The sequence below is a fragment of the Paenibacillus alkalitolerans genome, assembly GCF_016482785.1.
Lineage (GTDB): Bacteria > Bacillota > Bacilli > Paenibacillales > YIM-B00363 > Paenibacillus_AE > Paenibacillus_AE alkalitolerans.
The window spans coordinates 40,655-59,143 of sequence record NZ_JAEMXM010000006.1; the positions used below are offsets into that span (position 1 = coordinate 40,655).

Annotated in this window: 10 protein-coding genes; 2 read left to right on the forward strand and 8 right to left on the reverse strand. The window is 53.0% G+C overall.

Annotated elements, in window-relative coordinates; translation table 11 throughout:
- Nucleotides 1–203: 203 nt before the first annotated feature.
- The gene (locus JET16_RS30575; RefSeq protein ID WP_325176676.1) at nt 204–1,058 is read left to right on the forward strand and encodes an N-acetylmuramoyl-L-alanine amidase; all 855 of its coding nucleotides are present in this window, start codon (nt 204–206) and stop codon (nt 1,056–1,058) included.
- A gap of 292 nt (nt 1,059–1,350) precedes the next feature.
- Here JET16_RS30575 and JET16_RS11730 read toward each other — a convergent pair whose 3' ends face one another.
- From JET16_RS11730 to tdh, 7 genes are all read right to left on the reverse strand, one after another.
- A complete protein-coding gene (locus tag JET16_RS11730) occupies nt 1,351–2,235 on the reverse strand; it encodes a carbohydrate ABC transporter permease (RefSeq protein WP_199616117.1) in 885 nt (294 codons plus the stop codon).
- Between the two features lie 13 nt (nt 2,236–2,248).
- On the reverse strand, nt 2,249–3,139 hold the full coding sequence (locus tag JET16_RS11735; protein WP_199616118.1) for an ABC transporter permease: 891 nt from the start codon (nt 3,137–3,139) through the stop codon (nt 2,249–2,251).
- A gap of 70 nt (nt 3,140–3,209) precedes the next feature.
- Nucleotides 3,210–4,928, reverse strand: coding sequence for an extracellular solute-binding protein (locus JET16_RS11740; RefSeq protein WP_199616119.1), 1,719 nt, complete (start codon nt 4,926–4,928; stop codon nt 3,210–3,212).
- A 136-nt stretch (nt 4,929–5,064) separates the two neighbouring features.
- A complete protein-coding gene (locus JET16_RS30820; protein ID WP_199616120.1) occupies nt 5,065–6,483 on the reverse strand; it encodes a response regulator transcription factor in 1,419 nt (472 codons plus the stop codon).
- Complete coding sequence (locus JET16_RS11750; protein WP_199616121.1) at nt 6,480–8,210, reverse strand: sensor histidine kinase; 1,731 nt, start codon at nt 8,208–8,210, stop codon at nt 6,480–6,482. Before JET16_RS11750 ends, JET16_RS30820 begins: the two co-directional genes overlap by 4 nt.
- A gap of 469 nt (nt 8,211–8,679) precedes the next feature.
- Nucleotides 8,680–9,855: a glycine C-acetyltransferase gene (locus JET16_RS11755; protein ID WP_199616122.1), complete on the reverse strand. Its 1,176-nt coding sequence runs from the start codon at nt 9,853–9,855 to the stop codon at nt 8,680–8,682.
- A gap of 22 nt (nt 9,856–9,877) precedes the next feature.
- A complete protein-coding gene (gene tdh / locus JET16_RS11760) occupies nt 9,878–10,912 on the reverse strand; it encodes an L-threonine 3-dehydrogenase (RefSeq protein WP_233531495.1) in 1,035 nt (344 codons plus the stop codon).
- A 253-nt stretch (nt 10,913–11,165) separates the two neighbouring features.
- Here tdh and JET16_RS11765 point away from each other — a divergent pair, with 253 nt between their 5' ends.
- The gene (locus JET16_RS11765) at nt 11,166–11,735 is read left to right on the forward strand and encodes a helix-turn-helix domain-containing protein (RefSeq protein WP_199616124.1); all 570 of its coding nucleotides are present in this window, start codon (nt 11,166–11,168) and stop codon (nt 11,733–11,735) included.
- Nucleotides 11,736–12,319: 584 nt separating this feature from the next.
- Here JET16_RS11765 and JET16_RS30825 read toward each other — a convergent pair.
- Nucleotides 12,320–18,286, reverse strand: a complete 5,967-nt coding sequence (locus JET16_RS30825) for a GH32 C-terminal domain-containing protein (RefSeq protein WP_325176677.1) — start codon at nt 18,284–18,286, stop codon at nt 12,320–12,322.
- Nucleotides 18,287–18,489 lie beyond the last annotated feature (203 nt).

Consider the following 18,489-nt stretch of genomic DNA (forward strand, 5'->3'; position numbering starts at 1 on the left):
TTTAACTATTTTTCACTGAGCTTTGATCATCCAGATAATGTAATGAAGCTAAATGGATTAGGTGCGTTGCCTCCTGAACGGGTGTTGGTCATCTTTAATGCTAATTCTCGGCGAATCATCAAGAATGAGACTTGCATATTTGGCGCTCCTGCAGTGGATGATAATCACAAACCAAGGATTTCATTTACAGAGGAGCGCTAATTATGAGACTGAGAAGTTTTTTTTCGCTCTTTTTTGGATTTTTGCTCTTATTAGGATGCAGCGGCCAAAGCGCGGAACCGGCGCCGATCCCGGAAAACAAAAAGCAGGCGCTCAATCGCGGCATTTCACAAGTTCGCGCGTATGCCGCCACTATCCCAATTCATAATCTTTACCTTCCACCCAAATATTCGTACCCCCGGACCAACAAAGTCACACATGTCATGATTCACTTTATTTCTAATGCCGTACAGAAACCGCTGAACCCGTATGATGTAAAAGATGTTTATCGCATTTTTATCACCTACGGAGTCTCCGCTAATTACATGATTGGGCGGAACGGAGAAATTTACCGGTTGGTGAGTGAAGACCGCGTCGCATTACACGCTGGAAAAGGGAGTCTGCCAGGATTCCCGGAGCACACAAACAAAATGAATGAGTATTCGATCGGAATTGAGATGTTAGCGATTGGAACACGAGATGAGATGCTCCCTCTCATGCCTCGAAAAATGTATGATTTGATCGCCCCTGCCAATATCGGATATACCGATGCTCAGTATCGCTCTCTAAATCGCTTATTGAATGAGATTCTTAAACGCCACCCTACTATTCAACGGGACAGAAAACATATTGTGGGCCATAGCGAGTATGCTCCGGGAAGAAAAACGGATCCTGGGAAGCTATTTGATTGGTCACGCATCAATATTATCACCGTTCGAAACTATACAGTGAAACCTGGTGATTCATTGTGGAAAATTGCGCAAAAATTTGGTGTGAGTATGCAGACGATTATCAAGTATAACAATCTAAATCCGAACGTTTACCTCAAAGTCGGGCAAAAGTTAAGGATCCCTCAATAATGCTTTAGACGGCAATTCGATCCTAAAAAATCCATTAGCGGGAATATCACATCTTTCTATGTAGCAACATCATACCGAAGCCAGTTGTAATGAATAAACCGGCTTAACTCCATATGATTCGGAACTTAGGAATGCGCAGGAGACGTTGCCCTTGATTTTACTTTTACTCGCTGGACTGAATTTACTCTTTAATAATGATGAAGAGACTCGCGCACTGTTGCCGAGTCTCTTTTTGTGTGACGATCACCGACAAACGGCGAATATACAAGTGTCGTACGATGGGCCGTTTCTTCTACTCTTTCACCGACCCGAGCGTAATGCCGTGAATGAAAAACCGCTGCAAGAACGGATAGATCAGCAATACAGGGATCATCGCGATAAAGATTTTCGCCGCATTCAACGTCTGGTTGGAAAGCTCACTCAGCTTCTTGTACTCGTCCTCCGTCATGCTGGTCGTATCGATCACCACGACGAGCTGCTGAATGTACGTTTGCAGCGGATAACTTTCAGCCGACTTCATGAGCACCAGCCCGTGGAAAAACTCGTTCCAGTGATACACAATGCTGAACAAGGTGATCGTCGCCAGCACCGGCACCGCAAGCGGAATAAAGATACGGATGAGCATATACCATGGACCCGCTCCGTCCACCAACGCCGCCTCCTCCATCTCCTTGGGCAAGTTGCGGAAGAAGTTGACGACGAGAATGACGTGGAACACCTGAACGCCGCCGGCGAGCACGAGCGCCCAAATCGTGTTCATCAATCCGTAAGCTTTCACCGTCATATACCACGGGATCAATCCGCCGTTAAACAGCATGCAGAACACGAGAAGCCACATAAACACGTTGCGCATCCGGAATTCTTTCACGGATTTGGACAACGGATAAGCCATCAATACGGTTACGATAAAGTTTAATGCAGTCCCTAATACAACCCGCTGCAGCGAAATGCCGAACGAATTAATAAATTTCGAGTCCGTCATGATCGTACTATACGAGATCAAGTTGAATCCGACCGGCCACAGCCGGACGATGCCGGCGGCGGCGGCGGCTTTGTCGCTTAACGAGACGGCCAGCGTATACCATATCGGCAATACGCACACTAACGCGATACCCAGCAGAAGGACTAAAAGCAGGATATCAAAGACTTTGGAGCCGAACGTCGTTTCTCTGACCATGCTGATCCTCCTTCTAAAAGATGCGGTAGTTTGCAAATCTGGATGCCAAGTAATACGACAGGACGATCAACACGAAGCTTACCACGGATTTCAAAAGTCCCATCGCCGTCGCCAAGCTGAACTGGAGATTCAATAAGCCGGCACGGTACACCCACGTGTCGATGATGTCCCCGGTCGAATATACAAGCGGGTTATACAAGTTGAAAACTTGATCGAATCCCGCGTTCAATACGTTTCCAAGGCTTAACACCGCCAACAGCACGACCGTTGTCGTTATGCCCGGCAGCGTAACGTGCCGCAGGCGCTGCATCCGGGTCGCGCCATCCATGGCCGCAGCTTCATACAATGCCGGGTTGATACCGGTCAATGCCGCCAAATATATAATCGTGTTAAAGCCGAATTCTTTCCACACGTCGCTTCCGACGATGATGTAAGGGAACAAGTCCGCCCGGGCGAAAAACAGCACAGGCTCTATGCCGAAGACGGCCAAGATCGAGTTTACCGGACCTTTGAAGGCGAATACGTCCAACAAAATGCCCGACAAAATAACCCAAGATAGAAAGTGAGGCAAATAAACGATCGTCTGCACCCATCTCTTCACGATCTGAATCCGCAATTCGTTCAACATGAGCGCAAAGACGAGCGGAACGACGAGATTTCCTATGATCTTGAGCACCGCTATATATATGGTGTTAAAGAACACGACCCTGCTGTCCGACAGCACGAACATGTATTCGAAGTTCTCCAACCTGACCCACTCGGAGCCAAAGATGCCGGCGCCGGGATTGTAGTCCTGAAAAGCCATCACAATGCCGAACATGGGGACAAGGCTGAACAAAACCAACCAGACCAATCCCGGCAGAAGCATGAGATAGTAATGAATTTCAAAGCTTCTGTTTTTCATGCTTCAACTCACTCCCATCCTTGTGGTCATATAAAGGCGCCGGAACAAATCCGACGCCTCAGCCGATCATTTATTCCTTTATCGCTTCTTCCACTTCACCCGTAATTTTGTCTCCGCCCTGCTTTTTCCAATCATCGACGAATTTATCGAACGACTCGAGCGGAGCGGCGCCCATAATGATTTTCAGGAACGTTTCCGTCTCCAGCTTCTCAAGGTTCGCCCAACGGCTTTCCATCGTCTTCGTTTGGGAATAAGTCAAGCTGTACACTTCGTTGCGTTTTTCGAAAAGCGGCGCCCCGCCGACAAACAAGGAGTACTGCCGGCTCCATGTTCCGATATCCTTCGTGTTCCAATATTGAATATCGTATTTGTCATAAGGCTCCAGCTTGACGTTCTTCACTTTCTTCGCATCGTCCACCAGAAGCTTATAACCAGGGATGTCGAGCTGTTCCGGCGTCGTCGTGCCTGCCAATACTTCTTTGAGCTTCTCCACCGTGAACTCGATCTCATCGACAGGCGCATATACGATCCGCACCGGATAGTGGTTCAAGGAGACGCTGACGTCAAATTTCGCTTCGTCCCTGACGAGCAGGTTCATCAATTTGACCGCGGCTTCCGGATGCTCGAAATCTTTCCGGACCGCAAGGAAATTCGTGGACGGTGTCGCCATATGCGGGCTGAATTCGCCGTTTTTGTCGAGCGGCAGCGCATACGCTTGCCAGTTCGCTTTCGGATCGTTCTTGATCGCGTCCGGCAGCGGCCAATAGCCCATCCAGAACGGACCGAAGAAGATGCCCGTCTTGCCGCTCACTACCGGCTCGGCGGAATCTTTGCGTACGCTCATTTCCGGATCGATCAAGCCGTCCGCGTACATTTCGCGCAATTTGGCGAGCGCTTCTTTCACTTGAGGCTGAATGGAACCGTACACCGGCTTGCCGTCTTCGCCTTCCAACCAGAAGCCCGGGTATGCATTAAATGCCGAGAAGATCGGATCCAAGCCGAATACGTTATTGCTGGATGCGATAAAGTTCGCGTGCAGCTTTCCTCCCGCCTGCGGTCCCGAAATGCCGATCGTGTCTTTCTGGCCGTTGCCGTCCGGATCCTGCTCGACGAACGCTTTGGCCGCCTTCGCCAAATCGTCCACCGTCTTCGGAACTTCCAATCCGAGCTTATCGAGCCAATCTTTGCGGATCCACATCGTATGCACTGCGTCGCCTCTGGCGGTGACGCTCGGAAGCGCCATCATTTTTCCGTCGAAGGTGACTGCCTTCATCGCGCGCCCTTCGGTCTTCTCAATGATTCCTTTAATTCCGGGCGACGCGTATTTTTCATATACTTCGGTCAAATCCGCCACTTGCCCGGCTTTCACCATCTGTCTAAGCTGCGCGTCGTTGACGACGACCATATCCGGCAAGTCGTTGCTCGCGATGGCCAAGTTGACCTTCTGGTCATAGTCTTTGCCCGTGGCCGTCTGCCAAATGATCTTCGTATCGATATTCAACTGCTCTTTAATATGTCGGGTATATTGATTGTTTTCAGGCGTGTCTCCCGCCGGCAAGCTTGTGTCGGTAGGGTCGATCGCTTGACCGACATTGATCGTGACCGTCTCTTCGTATTTGCCGAACGGATCCGCCGGTTCTTGTTCTCCGGCAGTCGCTCCTGTGTCGGAGCCCGCACCGCCTGCAGCGTCATTGTTTGCCGCTGTGTTTGAGCCGTTGGAACCGCATGCGCTCAACGCTACAAGAATCACCGCGAGCAATAACACCAAACCTCTTTTCAAGTGCTGCATTTGCTCCCCTTCTTTCTATCGATTTATTCTACATAGAATAAGATATCATGATTGAAAGCGCTTAACGGTTAGAGAGCGGTTGCGGATTAGGGTAGAACGTTGAACATAAATACAATGCCTGAAGACATTTGTCACCCTATGCATCGGACATATTTCTACCTTCGCGGCTTTGCCTAAACTCGCTCGGAAGCATTCCCGCATGTTCGCGAAACAGCCGGCTGAAATATTTCTCATCCATATAGCCCGTCCGCTCGGCGATCCATTGAACGGATTTGTTCGTATGAATCAAATACTCCTTCGCCTTCTCAATCCGCACGTGGCGCAAATATTCGTTGAACGGTTTCCCTGCGATATCTTTAAAGCATTGGCTGAAATAACTGCGGCTCATATTCACTCTTCTCGCCACATCGACCGCAAAAAGCTGCTTGTCCATCTCCTCTTGAACGATCTTCACCGCTTTCATGATGCAATCGGCCACTTCTTGCGAATATTGTGCTTGATTTGTGATTTGCGCGGTAAAGCCGCGAACCGATTGCAGCCAACTTTCAAACTCATGCCAACTGTCGATCCGTTCCGGCTGCACGATGCTTTTCTTCGCTACGGATGAATAAACCCGGTTCCACTCGTTCTCCAGCAGGTAGAGCAATTGAACGATTCTCGGCACCGGGAGGCGCTGCATTTGTAATTGGTCCCTAAGTTTGTTGTAAAGCTCTTCTTGATGGATCCATTCAAGCGACAACCATTGTTCTTTCAAAGATGCGAAAGATTCCTCGTCCGCAGCGGGATGCCCCGCTTGCATCGATTCGACGGACTTTTCGAAGAACCGCTCCGAAGGATCGTAATCATAGAAGAAGTCCTTTTGACGGTATCCTCTTAATAAACGGTGGATGAAGCTCTTCTTCTGTCCTGAGAGTCCTTGCAACTTCATCACCGTCCATCCGGCATGGCCGGACAGTCGTTCTGTTAATTCGGATCGCACCTCGTCAGCCGCGATCGTATCGTCGTCCTGCGCCCAAAGCCATACGTTGGCATCGATTTCTTCCGGTTCCCTTTCCGCCAGCAGCGGCAGCTCAAACAGCCGGCCCGTATCCGGTTGGTCGTCCTTGGAAAGGAAAACATAGCCTGTATCCGAACCATAGGTGTCGGCGGCATCCGCGGGACCGGCTTTCTTCAACTCCTCCTTGATACGCGAATGCACTCTTCCGAGCACTTCTTCAAACCGTTCTTTCTCAAGCTGCACCTTGGCGATGTAATCGATCGCCCCAAGTCTCAACGCTTCTTGAATGTAATCGAAATCTTGATGGAGGGTCAGCACGACGATAAACAGCTTCGGGTATTTCCGGCGGGCGGCGCGCATCAGTTCAATGCCCGACATGACCGGCATCGCGAGATCCGTTAGCATTAAGTCCACTTCATTAGACGCAAGGAATTCCAACGCTTTCTCTCCGTTATTCGCTTCCCCGACGACCTGCATGTCGAAATCGGCCCACGGCATTGCCGATATGAGTCCTTTGCGGACCAATTTATCGTCGTCAACGACAAGCACTTTAATCACGCTTCTGACACCTCCCGAACCGGCAAGCGCAACGACACGGTTGTTCCTCTCCCGATTTCGCTCTCGATTTCCATCTTCGCTTCGCCGTTATAATGGGCTTCGAGCATGCGCTTCACGTAATTCATTCCGATTCCCATGCCGACTTTTTGCTTCTCCGCCTGTTCGTTATTCAGCAGACGCTCGACCGTTTCCACAGGGATGCCCGCTCCGTTATCGCGAACGGCTATTTCAATTCGGTCGTTATATTTCACTTCCACATGGATATGCCCTTTGTCGTCCAGACCGTGATAGAGAGCGTTTTCGACCAACGGCTGCAAAATAAACCGCGGGATCGTCATATCCAACACATGTTCTTCGGCGTCGATCCGCACGTCGAACTTGAAGTCGTAGCGGATTTGCTGCAGCGTAACGTACTCCCGCAGCGCATCGAGCTCTTCTCTCACGGTGGAATGCTCGCCCAGCTTGCCAAGATTGTAATACAACAGCTTGTTTAAGGAAACGATAAGCCTGTCGATTTCGTTCTGCCCGTTCATGACGGCCAGCCAGTGCGCCGTGTCGAGCGTATTCATCAGAAAGTGCGGGTTGATCTGATACAGCAGCTTTTCGATTTCCAGATCGGCCCTGCGCTTCTCCTTCCGCTCCACTTCCGCAAACAGTTCCCGGATTTGTTGCTTCATCTTCTGGAATTGGTTCAGCAAGTAGTCGAATTCCGGGATGTTCGTCTTCGCGGACTCGGAATGGAAATTACTTTGGCCCGCCCATTTGATTTCGTTATGAAATTTGGTCAGCGGCCGGTACACCATCTTCCACAGCAACCACGCCAGAACGAGACTGATCGCCAGCACCAGCAGTGAAAATAATGCGGTCTGCATCATCCAGCGGTTTTTTTCCTTGTTGTATTCTGCCTCCGGGACGACGGAAACAATGCTCCAGCCCTGATTGCCCGTTCTCTTGTACCAGAAATAACCGTTTCCGACGCCGGAGCTTTCTTTGCCCGGATCGCTTTTGAACACTGCGTTCTGCGGAAACACGTCCGGCACCTCGCTGTATGCGATTCGCCCGTCATTATCGAGAATGAGGAAAAATACGTTTTCGCCGATACGGTCGGTTTCCAAAATATTTTGCGTCAGCTTCAGTCCTGTTTCAATATATACATATACATCGTCCCGATCCGGAAGATCCACCTTCCGTAAAGCGGACAATACGTACTGATTCGTGAATGGGCCGTTGCTTATATGCGGGCCGTAATAAGAGATGCCGTAATATTCGGCAAGCAGCGGATGCTTGTCCGGCGCAAAGCTTTTCTTCACCGGCAAATTTTCGAAAAGCGTCGTCCCGTCGTCTTTAAAGTAATACATCGTTAACCCGATATTCGGATTAGTGAATGTTATGGCGGCTAAATCGCTCTTAATATCGCTTACGAGCCGGGATCGTTCGTAAGGTTCGTTCTCCGTAAGAAATTTATCCAGCTTTTTGCCGACGGTACCCTGGATAGCGAGCTGCTGGGACACATGATTCAAGTTATTGAACGTATTTTGCAACGACAACTGAACCTGTTTCACATTGCTTTGTATGGCTGATTGTATTTTATTGGTTAAGATCGAATCGATCGTATAGTACGAGATGAGTCCGATCCCGATAAACGGAATTATGGAGCTTGCCACGAATAAAATAGTGATTCTTCTCTTGAGGGAAAAATATTCGTACATACTCTTAATGAATCCCATTGTCTCACATCCTTTCCCGTTGTATCCCTTTACATGATAGTCTTTGCTAGTTCCCTCTACAACAGAGATCTGATGGAAGAAAAAAAGACGTGCGCAACCGAACCGATCGGCCAAGCACGTCTCCGCTGGAATTCCGCTTTAACACTTTAATGCTTTTATCGGCAATCTCCCCGGACGGGATGCTCCACCGCCAAAGCCGATCACCATAACTCCGGAGCTTTTTCTGCGACTATGGTACCTTTTATTCCTGAGTTACGTACATTGTGTCTCGCTTAAGAGGCATATAGAAATCCTCGGGGGGGCTTTTTCCAATATGAAGCAAGTTCTTCAATGTACTTTTCAGCCATTTCACTTTTCTGATCGGAGACTCCAACGAGACAAAATGCGTGCAAATAATCATCTCCGGCCAACTGTTTTACCGGAACCCAACAAAATGCCGGCTCGATGCCGACGTGACTAAAGGTTTACGTCAAATCAATCCTTGCGCCTTACCGGCCCTCGACATCGCGTCCGCCGCGAAATCGAGCTCTTCGCGCGTATGCATCGCCGTGACGATCAGCCGCACGCGGCCTTTATCCATTGCGACCGTCGGATAGACGATGCCTTGGGCGAAGACGCCTTCCGCGAGCAGCGCGTCCGAAAACCGCATCGTCCGTTCCGGCGCTCCGCAAATGATCGGGATGATCGGCGTCTCCGACGCGCCGGTGTCGAAGCCGAGCGAAAGCAATTTCTCGCGGAAGTAGCGCGTATTATCCCACAGCCGCTCCACCAGCTCCGGATGGTTCTTCAACACGCGCACGGCCGCCAGGCAGGAGGCTGCGACGGACGGCGGGGCGGACGTGGAGAACAGAAACGAGCGTGCGCGATGAATGAGGAAATCTTTCAGCACTTGCGCTCCCGCGACGTAACCGCCGGCTACGCCGACCGCTTTCGACAGCGTCCCGACCTGCACATGCACCCTTCCGTGCAAGCCGAAATGATCCGTCGACCCTTTCCCGCTGCGCCCCAGCACCCCGCTCGCGTGCGCATCGTCGACGTACACAAGCGCGTCGTACTTCTCGCACAGCGCCACAATATCCGGCAGCGGCGCGATGTCGCCGTCCATCGAAAAGACGCCGTCCGTTACGACGACGCGCTGACGGAAGCCGCCGCTGTCGCGAAGCTCCGCCTCGAGCGCGTCCATATCTTTGTGCGGGTACACTTTCCGCGACGCCTTCGTCAGCCGGATGCCGTCGATGATCGAGGCGTGATTAAGCTCGTCGCTGATCACGACGTCCTCCGGGCCGAGTATGGAAGACAGCACGCCGACATTCGTCGCATATCCGGACTGGAATACAAGCGTCGACTCCGTGCCTTTGAATGCGGCAAGCTCCCGCTCCAACTCGTCGTGTATGTCCAGCGTGCCGGTAATGGTGCGCACGCTGCCGCTGCCGACTCCGTACTCGTCGACCGCTTCCTTCGCCGCCGCCTTCAGCTCCGGATGGTGCGTCAATCCCAAATAGTTGTTGGAGGACAGCTGCAGCACCTTCCGCCCGCCGATTGTCATCCACTTATCCGAGCGGCTATCCCATACCGACAGGGGCCGGTAGCGGCCCTCCAGCTTCAAACGCTCCATCTCTTCCGTAAGCACTCGCCAATCCGCCATACTTTTATCCTCCTATTTCGGTTTATTCGCCGATCGCGAAGACGACTTTCCCGCAGCGCCCCGATCGTACAAGCTCGAATGCCGTTTCGTATTCCTCCAGGCGGAACCGGTGCGTCACAAGCCCGCTCATATCCAATCGTCCGCCGCCGAGCAAGCCTTTCATTTGCTCCCATGTCTCGTACATCCGGCGTCCGGTAATTCCGTGAACCGTAAGGCCTTTAAATATGATATCCCTGCCGAAATCGACAGAAACCTCCTGTGCCGGAATTCCGAGCATCGACACCCGTCCCCCGTTGGCGGCCGCGGCGAACGCGTCCGGAATGGCCGCAGGATGTCCGCTCATCTCGAGCACCGCATCCGCTCCCCATCCGCCGGTCGCTTCGCGAACCGCGTCCGCCAACGGCGTTGCCGCCGAATTAATGCAAATATCCGCACCGAACGATTCCGCCATCCTCAGCCGGTAATCGTTGACGTCCACCGCAATGATCCGCCCCGCGCCGCAAGCGCGCGCGACCGCAACGGCCATCAAGCCGATCGCCCCGACTCCGATCACAGCTACGGTACGGCCCGCAACGGGACCGGACAGCACCGTATGCACCGCGTTGCCGAGCGGATCCTGCAAGCAGGCGATTTCATGCGGCACCGACGGATCGTTCTTGATAATGTTGGACGCTTTAACGACGGCATATTCCGCAAAGCAGCCGTTCGTCGTAATTCCGAAGCTGACCGTGTTCGGGCACACATGTGCGTTGCCTGTGCGGCATGCTCGACATAGGCCGCACACGATATGCCCTTCCGCCGATACATGGTCGCCCGGCTTCACGTGCCCTGCATCTTCGCCGGTTTTTTCGACGACACCGGCAAATTCATGCCCGAACACGATCGGCGTGCGGACCGTGTTGGCCGCCCATTCGTCCCAGTTGTATATATGAAGATCCGTCCCGCAAATCGACGCCGCCTTAACGCGCACCAACACTTCATCGGGGCCGATGTCCGGCACGGCGGCGTCAACCAGAACGGCGCCCGGACCGCGTTCCGTCTTCATCAACGCCTTCATTGTCGTTCTACTTGCACCGGCGCGGGACAATGTTCCCGCCAGCTCTGCAACCGCCGTTTTCACGTCTTTCATCGCGTCCGTTCCCCCGTTCGTGGTGGTATGGATGTATCATGGATCATTTTGCCTGTGTGTATTATATTATACATTTGGTTTATTATATTGTACATAAGCGTATATATGATAGTGATTTCTCATGTTGCGGCGCGATATTTTTTGTTATGATACTGTCAGTCAATGAGAGGGGAGACGGGACATGGAACCGATTCACAAGAAAGTTGGAAAAAACCTGCAAGCCATTAGAAAGTCCAGAGCGTTAAGCCTGGACAACGCGGCGGAGCTAACGGGGGTTAGCAAAGCGATGCTCGGCCAAATCGAGCGGGGCGATTCCAATCCGACCATCTCGGTATTGTGGCGCATCGTCAACGGTTTGCGGATTTCGTTCACGGCGCTGATCGACGACGTCGAACCGGAGGTGACCGTCGTTTCGCCTGAAGAGGTCGAACCGTTCATGGAAGAGGAAGGCGCGTACCGGGCGTATCCGTTATTTCCGTACAATCCGAGAACGAAATTCGAATCTTATTTGGTGGAGTTGGACCCGGGCTGCACCCATTTGTCCGAGGGGCATAACGACGGTGTCGAAGAATATATTTTCGTGCAAAAGGGCGCGTTGGAACTGACGGTCGGCGAAGAAACCTTTACGGCGGAGACGGGGTGTTCGATGCATTTTTCGGCGAATCGCACTCATGCATACCGCAATACGGGGGCGGAGACGGCCAGGTTCTATACGGTGATTTTCTACGCCGATGCGGCGGCTCGGGGGTAGGCTGCTTCAGTCGCTGCGTGCAGCAGAAAAGTGATCTGTTGATTGTTGCTGTAAAAGACACCTGATACTTGTTTTATCTGCCCAATTCATCTGTTTTCACTCCAGTTTAATGACAATAACCCGCCATTGATTTCATCAAGGAGACGGGTTATTTCTTTTCTGGCGGCAGTGTTACTTGTTATTTCTACTGCGGTTCAATCTCATAAAAGTGATAAATGCAGCGATAATCATCGCCCCCATGGCGATATTGCCCGTGCTTTCTTCGTTTACCCCGAGTGCAAGGCAGATCGTCGACGTAATATTGTGTACGAAAAAGGCCACGGCGAGCAGAAGCAACGGACGCATAATATTGAACTTTCTCAGATAGCGTCCCCCTTGTCGTGATAGATTTATGCCGATATCTTATCACAAATCGGTATGCGTTTTCATCCCGTACGTCTATGTTCTAATTTGATTTCGTTCATGGTGAAGAAAACGCAGGCCATTCGTTCGGAACGAACCGGTCGGCACTTCCCTAACGGGGCCGTATGACACCTGTCCCCGGCTTTAGAAAAAGGAGCCTCTCGAAGCAGCTCCTGTATTAATTATGGAAACGACGCTCCGTTCAATTGGTAGACCGTCAGGCTTTCGAGCGTCACGTTGCCGCCGATACTATACAGCTCGAGACCGATGTCCGCCGGATCCGGGAATAATTGATCGGTAATAACGGCCTCGCCGTCGTTGCCGAATACTTCGACCGACGAACGATCCACGAGAATTCGCATTTTCACCCTGTTGTTCTTCGGCGACATCGCCGCTTCATGTCTCGCCGCAAATGTCCCCTCAAATCCGGATTCTCCCGATGATGTACGGTCGACCGCTAATTTTGATTGGATATTATCGTAGGCGACTGTCGTCCAACTGCCCCCGCCCGTGCGGACCTTGAAGCCGAATTCGTCCGCAGTCGCCGTATCCGTCCGGAATTCGGCGATAATCTCCAGTTCGCTTCCGGTCACTTTGGACAAGAGGTTGCTGCCTGGCCATATAGTCCGGTTCGCCCAGCTGCGGCCGGTTGCGCGCAGCGCGGCAAGTTCGGCAACCGGATTCTGAACGAGCCGGACACCGGACACCGTATCCGCCAGCTTCACTTCACGAGGTATGGTCATGGCGCCCCGCCAGTTGGAGGTCGGGATGTTGTTGGCGTACTTCCAATTATTCATCCAACCGAGCCAGATGCGGCGGCCGTCCGCTTCCGGAATGCCGTTCCATGACAGGCCGGCGTAAAAATCCGAACCGTAATCGGTCCACAGTACGGTGCTTGACGGGTTGTCATTGATGAATTTCTCACCGTCAAACCGGCCGACAAAATACTGTACGCCCGAACCTCCCGCAGGCGCTCCGTCGTTCATGCCGACCGTCAATACCCACTTGGTATTTCCGGGATTGCCGTCGACCGGCAGTTCGAACAAGTCCGGCACTTCCCAGGTCCCGCCGTGCGAGCCGTCGGCACTGCCGAACTCGCCGGAATATGTCCAGTCCTTCAAATCGGAGGAAGTATAAAACCTTACGCGGTCGCCCGCCGAAATCACCATGACCCATTGATCGGAACCGGTATGCCAAAACACCTTCGGATCGCGGAACACATGAAGTCCCGCCGGCATGGATATTACCGGATTTCCGGCATATTTCGTCCATGTCCGCCCCTTATCATTGCTGTATGCAAGGCTCTGGACCTGCACTCCTCCTTTTTCTTGCGTAAAGATCGCGACCAACGGTTTATCGGCGCCGGTCTGAAAGCCGCTCGAATTGTTCCGGTCGACGACGACCGAGCCGGACCAGATATAGCCGTTCGAATCGGGCTCGAGCGCGACGGGCAGCCTCTGCCAATGGATCAGATCGGTGCTGACGGCATGCCCCCAATACATGGGACCCCAGGTAGTGCCCGTCGGATTATGCTGGTAGAACAGATGGTACTCCCCATCGTAGTACACAAGCCCGTTCGGATCGTTCATCCAATTCCGGTCCGGCGTAAAATGGAATTGAGACCGGTACTTCTGGTACCGGTCTCCGTTAGCCACCTCATCGGGCGTATTGTAGACGTGAAAATCGTCGACGTTCACATGTCCCCAGCTTCCGGCGGCATTGTCCGCCAGCTTGATAAAGACTTCCTCCCCGACATGGGCTGAAGCGTCCCAATATACCCGGCGGTAAGCTTCGTCATTGCGCCCCGTCTCCTTGAGCAGCTCGGCTCCGTCGGAAGCCCGGACCAGCGCCGCGTACAAGTTGCCGATGTCGCCGCCCCCGCCGATCAGAAAATCGATCCAGCCGCTGCCGTGAAGGGTGAAGTGATTCGATTTCAGGAAGCCGACCTGGCTGTCGCCGCCGTCTTTGAACCCCCAGAGGTGATAAGTGCCGTTATGATTGAACGGACCGCCCCAGCCCCAGCCGCCGTCCGAAGTGACATCTTGGCTGCTGAACGCATTCCCGCTTTCAACGCTCCATCCGGTCAAATCCCCGGTTTCGAAATCGGGATTGGCAAGGGTGGCTTCGGCCGGTGGCTGCACGGGAACGTTCACATCGTCGATGTTGATATGCCCCCACCCGCCGGTGGCATTGTCGACGATCTTGATATAACACTCCGTTCCTATATATTCGGAGGCGTCCCAATACACTCTCGTATAGCCTTCCCTGTTTCCGCCGCTTGCCTTGAACAGCTCCCTTCCGTCCGAGACTCTGACAAGGGCGACGTACAGGTCGTAAATGTTGTCTCCGCCGGAGGCGAGGAAATCGATCTGGCCGTTTCCGCCCAAAATGAATTTGTGCGACCTCATCGCGCCGACTTGGGCATCGCCGCCGTCTTTCGCACCCCACAGGTGATAAGCGCCGTTCTGGTTGAACGGGCCGCCCCAGCCCCAGTCATTCGCCGCGGTCACATCGAGGGAGCTGAAAGCATCGCCGCTCAGAATCGTCCATCCGGTCAAATTGTCGTCAAAATCGTGATTGATCAATTCGTCGTGGGCAGGCTCCTCAACGACGGTAATCGCGGCTTCGGCCGTAAACCCGCCGACTCTTGTTTTTGCCGAAATAACAGCGGTACCGGCCGCCTTCGCCGTCACCTTTCCGTTGACCACCGATGCCACGGACGGGTTGCTCGAAGTCCAGATCACATCCTTGTTCGTGGCATTAGCGGGCGACACAATGGCCGCCAGAAGCTCGCTGTCTCCCTCAATAAGCTGCATGGCGGACGGCGTGACGGCAATCCCTGTCGGATTCACGTCCGGATAGGCGGACTTCATTCTCCAGACTTTCAACGACTTGACCGTAACCGTATGGGAATCCGCATTCGCCCAGAGCCTAAGCCCGGTTGCGTCGCTTCTGGTCGGATATGCTCTTGTGGTCAATCCCTTCAATCCGTTCAGGTACGCTTCGATCATCGAACGGTCGATGTACAGCCGCAGCTTTACATTTTCCCCGCCGATATCAACAAGACCGCCCTGGTACCATTTTTCAACGTCGGGGTGGAGGCTCGATTTCGTCCTGTTCACCCAGAACTCCTTCGCGCTTCTCTTGTAATATACGACCGTTTCTTCTTCGGCGCCGGGCGAACGTCTGACACTGATGCCGGCTTCGTTCGCGGTACCCGTGTCAAGCTCCAATTCGATTTCGAGCATGTCCCCGGCGATGCCGGACAGGGCCTGATTCGCTGCTTCAAACGAGGTATCCGCCGTAATATTGATCAACTGTTCGCCTCTCAAGGATTGAAGCTCGGCGATCGGCTCGATGCCCAGCCTGCCGTCCGGACGAAGGGAAACGCTTACAGGGAGCCCGAAATTATGGGCATAACCCGCGTTGTAATCCTGTGTCGCCGTCCTTCTCCCTTGCGCGATACTGTAGATGACCGTCCGGCCGTCTGGCGTCACAAACCCCGCAGGCCCGGTAAAATGTTCGCCGACATCGAGCAGCTGAGGCTCCGGATTGTCCGGGACGAATCTCGCGGTCGTCTTCTCCCACGTCCCGATCCAGTACCAGGTATATCTCGATTGATATTCCTGACGCTCCATTTTCGCCGGATTGATCAGGAAAATATGCTTGCCCGAATTGCCGAGCGGAAGCAGGATCGGAAGCTCCCATACCCTTCCGGTTTTCGGATAAGCGGAATAATCGCCCACATACAGTTCCCCTCGGTACGTCCAATTCCGGAAAGAGGAGTCCTGCGTCGAGTAGACGAGTGCCGTGCCGCCAACATTCTCGACACCTGACGTCACCAGCATAAACCACGTGTCTCCGTCTTTGAATACGAACGGATCGCGGAATTCACCCATGATGCCCTGTCCCGGTTCCTGGTCCACAACCACCTCAGGATTTTTATTCCACCGGTTGAGATCATTGTCCTCATCCCGGGGGTACGTGCTTCTGGCGATATTGATCCGCTGATTAGGAGATTTGCGGTCGTCTCCGGCCGTATAGAAAATAACCGGAACGCCGGAATCGTCAACGACGGCGCCGCCCGCCCACGCGCCTTCCGGGTCGACATCGTGCCGGCCGGGAATGACCGCATCCTGCGCATCTCTCCAGTGCACCATGTCTTTGCTCACCAGATGCCCCCAGCGAATATGGTTCCAGTACGGTCCCCGCGGATTGCTCTGGTAGAATACATGATACTGGTCGTTAAAATAGATCGGGCCGCCGGGTTCGTTCTGCCAGTGAACGGGAGGCGCGGCGTGGAATTGAGGACGGTGGACATCATGCTCCAGCTTGCTTCGATCGATCCTTACGTTGGCCGTCGGCACATTTCCGCCCAATGCATTTACATACGCGTCATATTCGTTCCGCACTTCCGCCGCGCTCAAAGATTTGCTTCGGATTTTCACTTCATCGATCAGTCCGCTGAACATATTCAGCGTATAACCGTAGAGCCACATGCCTTGATTGTTTTTGCCGATCAGCAGATCGGTTGCGGAAGGAGCGATCGTTTCCCCGGCGGGAAAATTCGCGGATGCGACCTGTTTCCCGTTGAGGTAAAGGACCGTCTTGCCCGCGGCGCTGTCATACGTGGCTGCCACATACGACCACTCATTGAGCGGAAGCAGCGTGTCCGACATCACTTCACGCCATTCGGTACCCGTCCCGAACTGAAATCCCCACGTTCCGTGCCGATAGTTTCCAAGAATAAAGCCTTCCTTCGCTTCGCGGTTATGCTGGTTCACAATCGCTGATAAGCGCCCTTCATCGCCGTGTTCAAAGTTTCTCGGCGCAACCCACGCTTCGACGGTGATCGCTTGCCGGGGTGCAGGGATTTTGTCGGCTGTCCGCGTAATCCAGGTGGAATAACCGTCAAACAGCAGCGCGCCATTCTTGATTCCGTCGCTTTTCCATAACGGATCCCGGGATGGTTGGTATACGCCGGTATTCAGATGATAAGCGATTTGATCCGATGTCCCTGTAACCGATTCAGCCGCCTCCTTGCCGGCCCCCTCGTCCAAATTCCAGTACCCTAGAAGGCCGCCGGCAAATACGGAGTTGAAGACATGGAAGTCGTCTGCGTTAATATGTCCCCACCCGCCGGTTGCATTGTCCACAATCTTGATGTATAGATCTTCTCCCAGATAGGCGGACGCATCCCAGAACACCCGCTGGTACGCTTCGGAATTGCGGCCTGTTTCCTTGAACAGTTCGGCTCCGTCCGACGCCCGGACGAGCGCGACATACAGGTTGTCGATGTCCTTTCCCCCGCCGATGAGGAAATCGATGCCTCCGTTGCCGCCAAGAGTGAACGTCTCCGATTTCAGCTCCCCGATCTGCTCGTCACCGCCTTCCTTGAACCCCCATAGGTGGTAGCTGCCGTGCTGATTGAATTTCCCCCCTTGGCTGTATAGGGTTTCATGCGTAAGGCTGCCCGGGCCGAATGCGTCCCCGCTTATAACGTTCCAACCTCTAATCTCAAAAGGAACAAGTTCGGTATACTCAAAATCGTGGTTGTAAATGGACGGCTCCACATGATCATGAAGCGTGGGTGCGGGCGGCACGTTTAAATCGTCGACGTTCAGGTGACCCGTCGTGGAATTGTCCACAATTTTTATGTAGCAAACGGTACCGGCGAAAGCGCTCGCATCCCAGTGAACTCTGGAATAGGTGTCGCTGTTGCCGCCGATGGCTTTCAGAAGTTCAACTCCGTCGGAAGCTCTCACGAGCGCCACATACAGGTTATTCGGATCGCTGTCGCCGCCGATGAGAAAATCGATCTTTCCGTCGCCGCCAAGCGTGAACGTCTCCGATTCCATGACGCCGACCTTGGCATTGTCTCCTCCGCCGCTCCGAATATGCCAGAAGTTATTCTGGTTAAAAGTCCGCAAATTCCAGAAGTCGCTGTCGGCCGTCACATCACCGGAACTGAACGCATTCCCGCTGACGACCGTCCATCCGGTAAGATCGCCCGACTCGAAATCGGGATTCGCAATCGTGTTGGCTCCCTCAGCCGAAGCTAGGAACAGGCCGGGTTGTATCAAACCGGCCGCCAGAAAGCAGATAAGAACTCTTGCCGTTAAAGAATGGAACCACTTTGCAGCGTTCAACGTTGTACACCTCTTTTCCCGGATTTAAAGTTTTATACGCGTAAACGATTACGTAACCCACATCTTTGAGACAGGCCATTTCTGCGAATCTCCAATCACTATGTACACAAACGAAAACGATTACGTAATCGATTAACTAGATTTTAACCGCTTACATTGGAATCGTCAATATGCAAAATACAAAGAGCTGTCCGCCGTTTTCG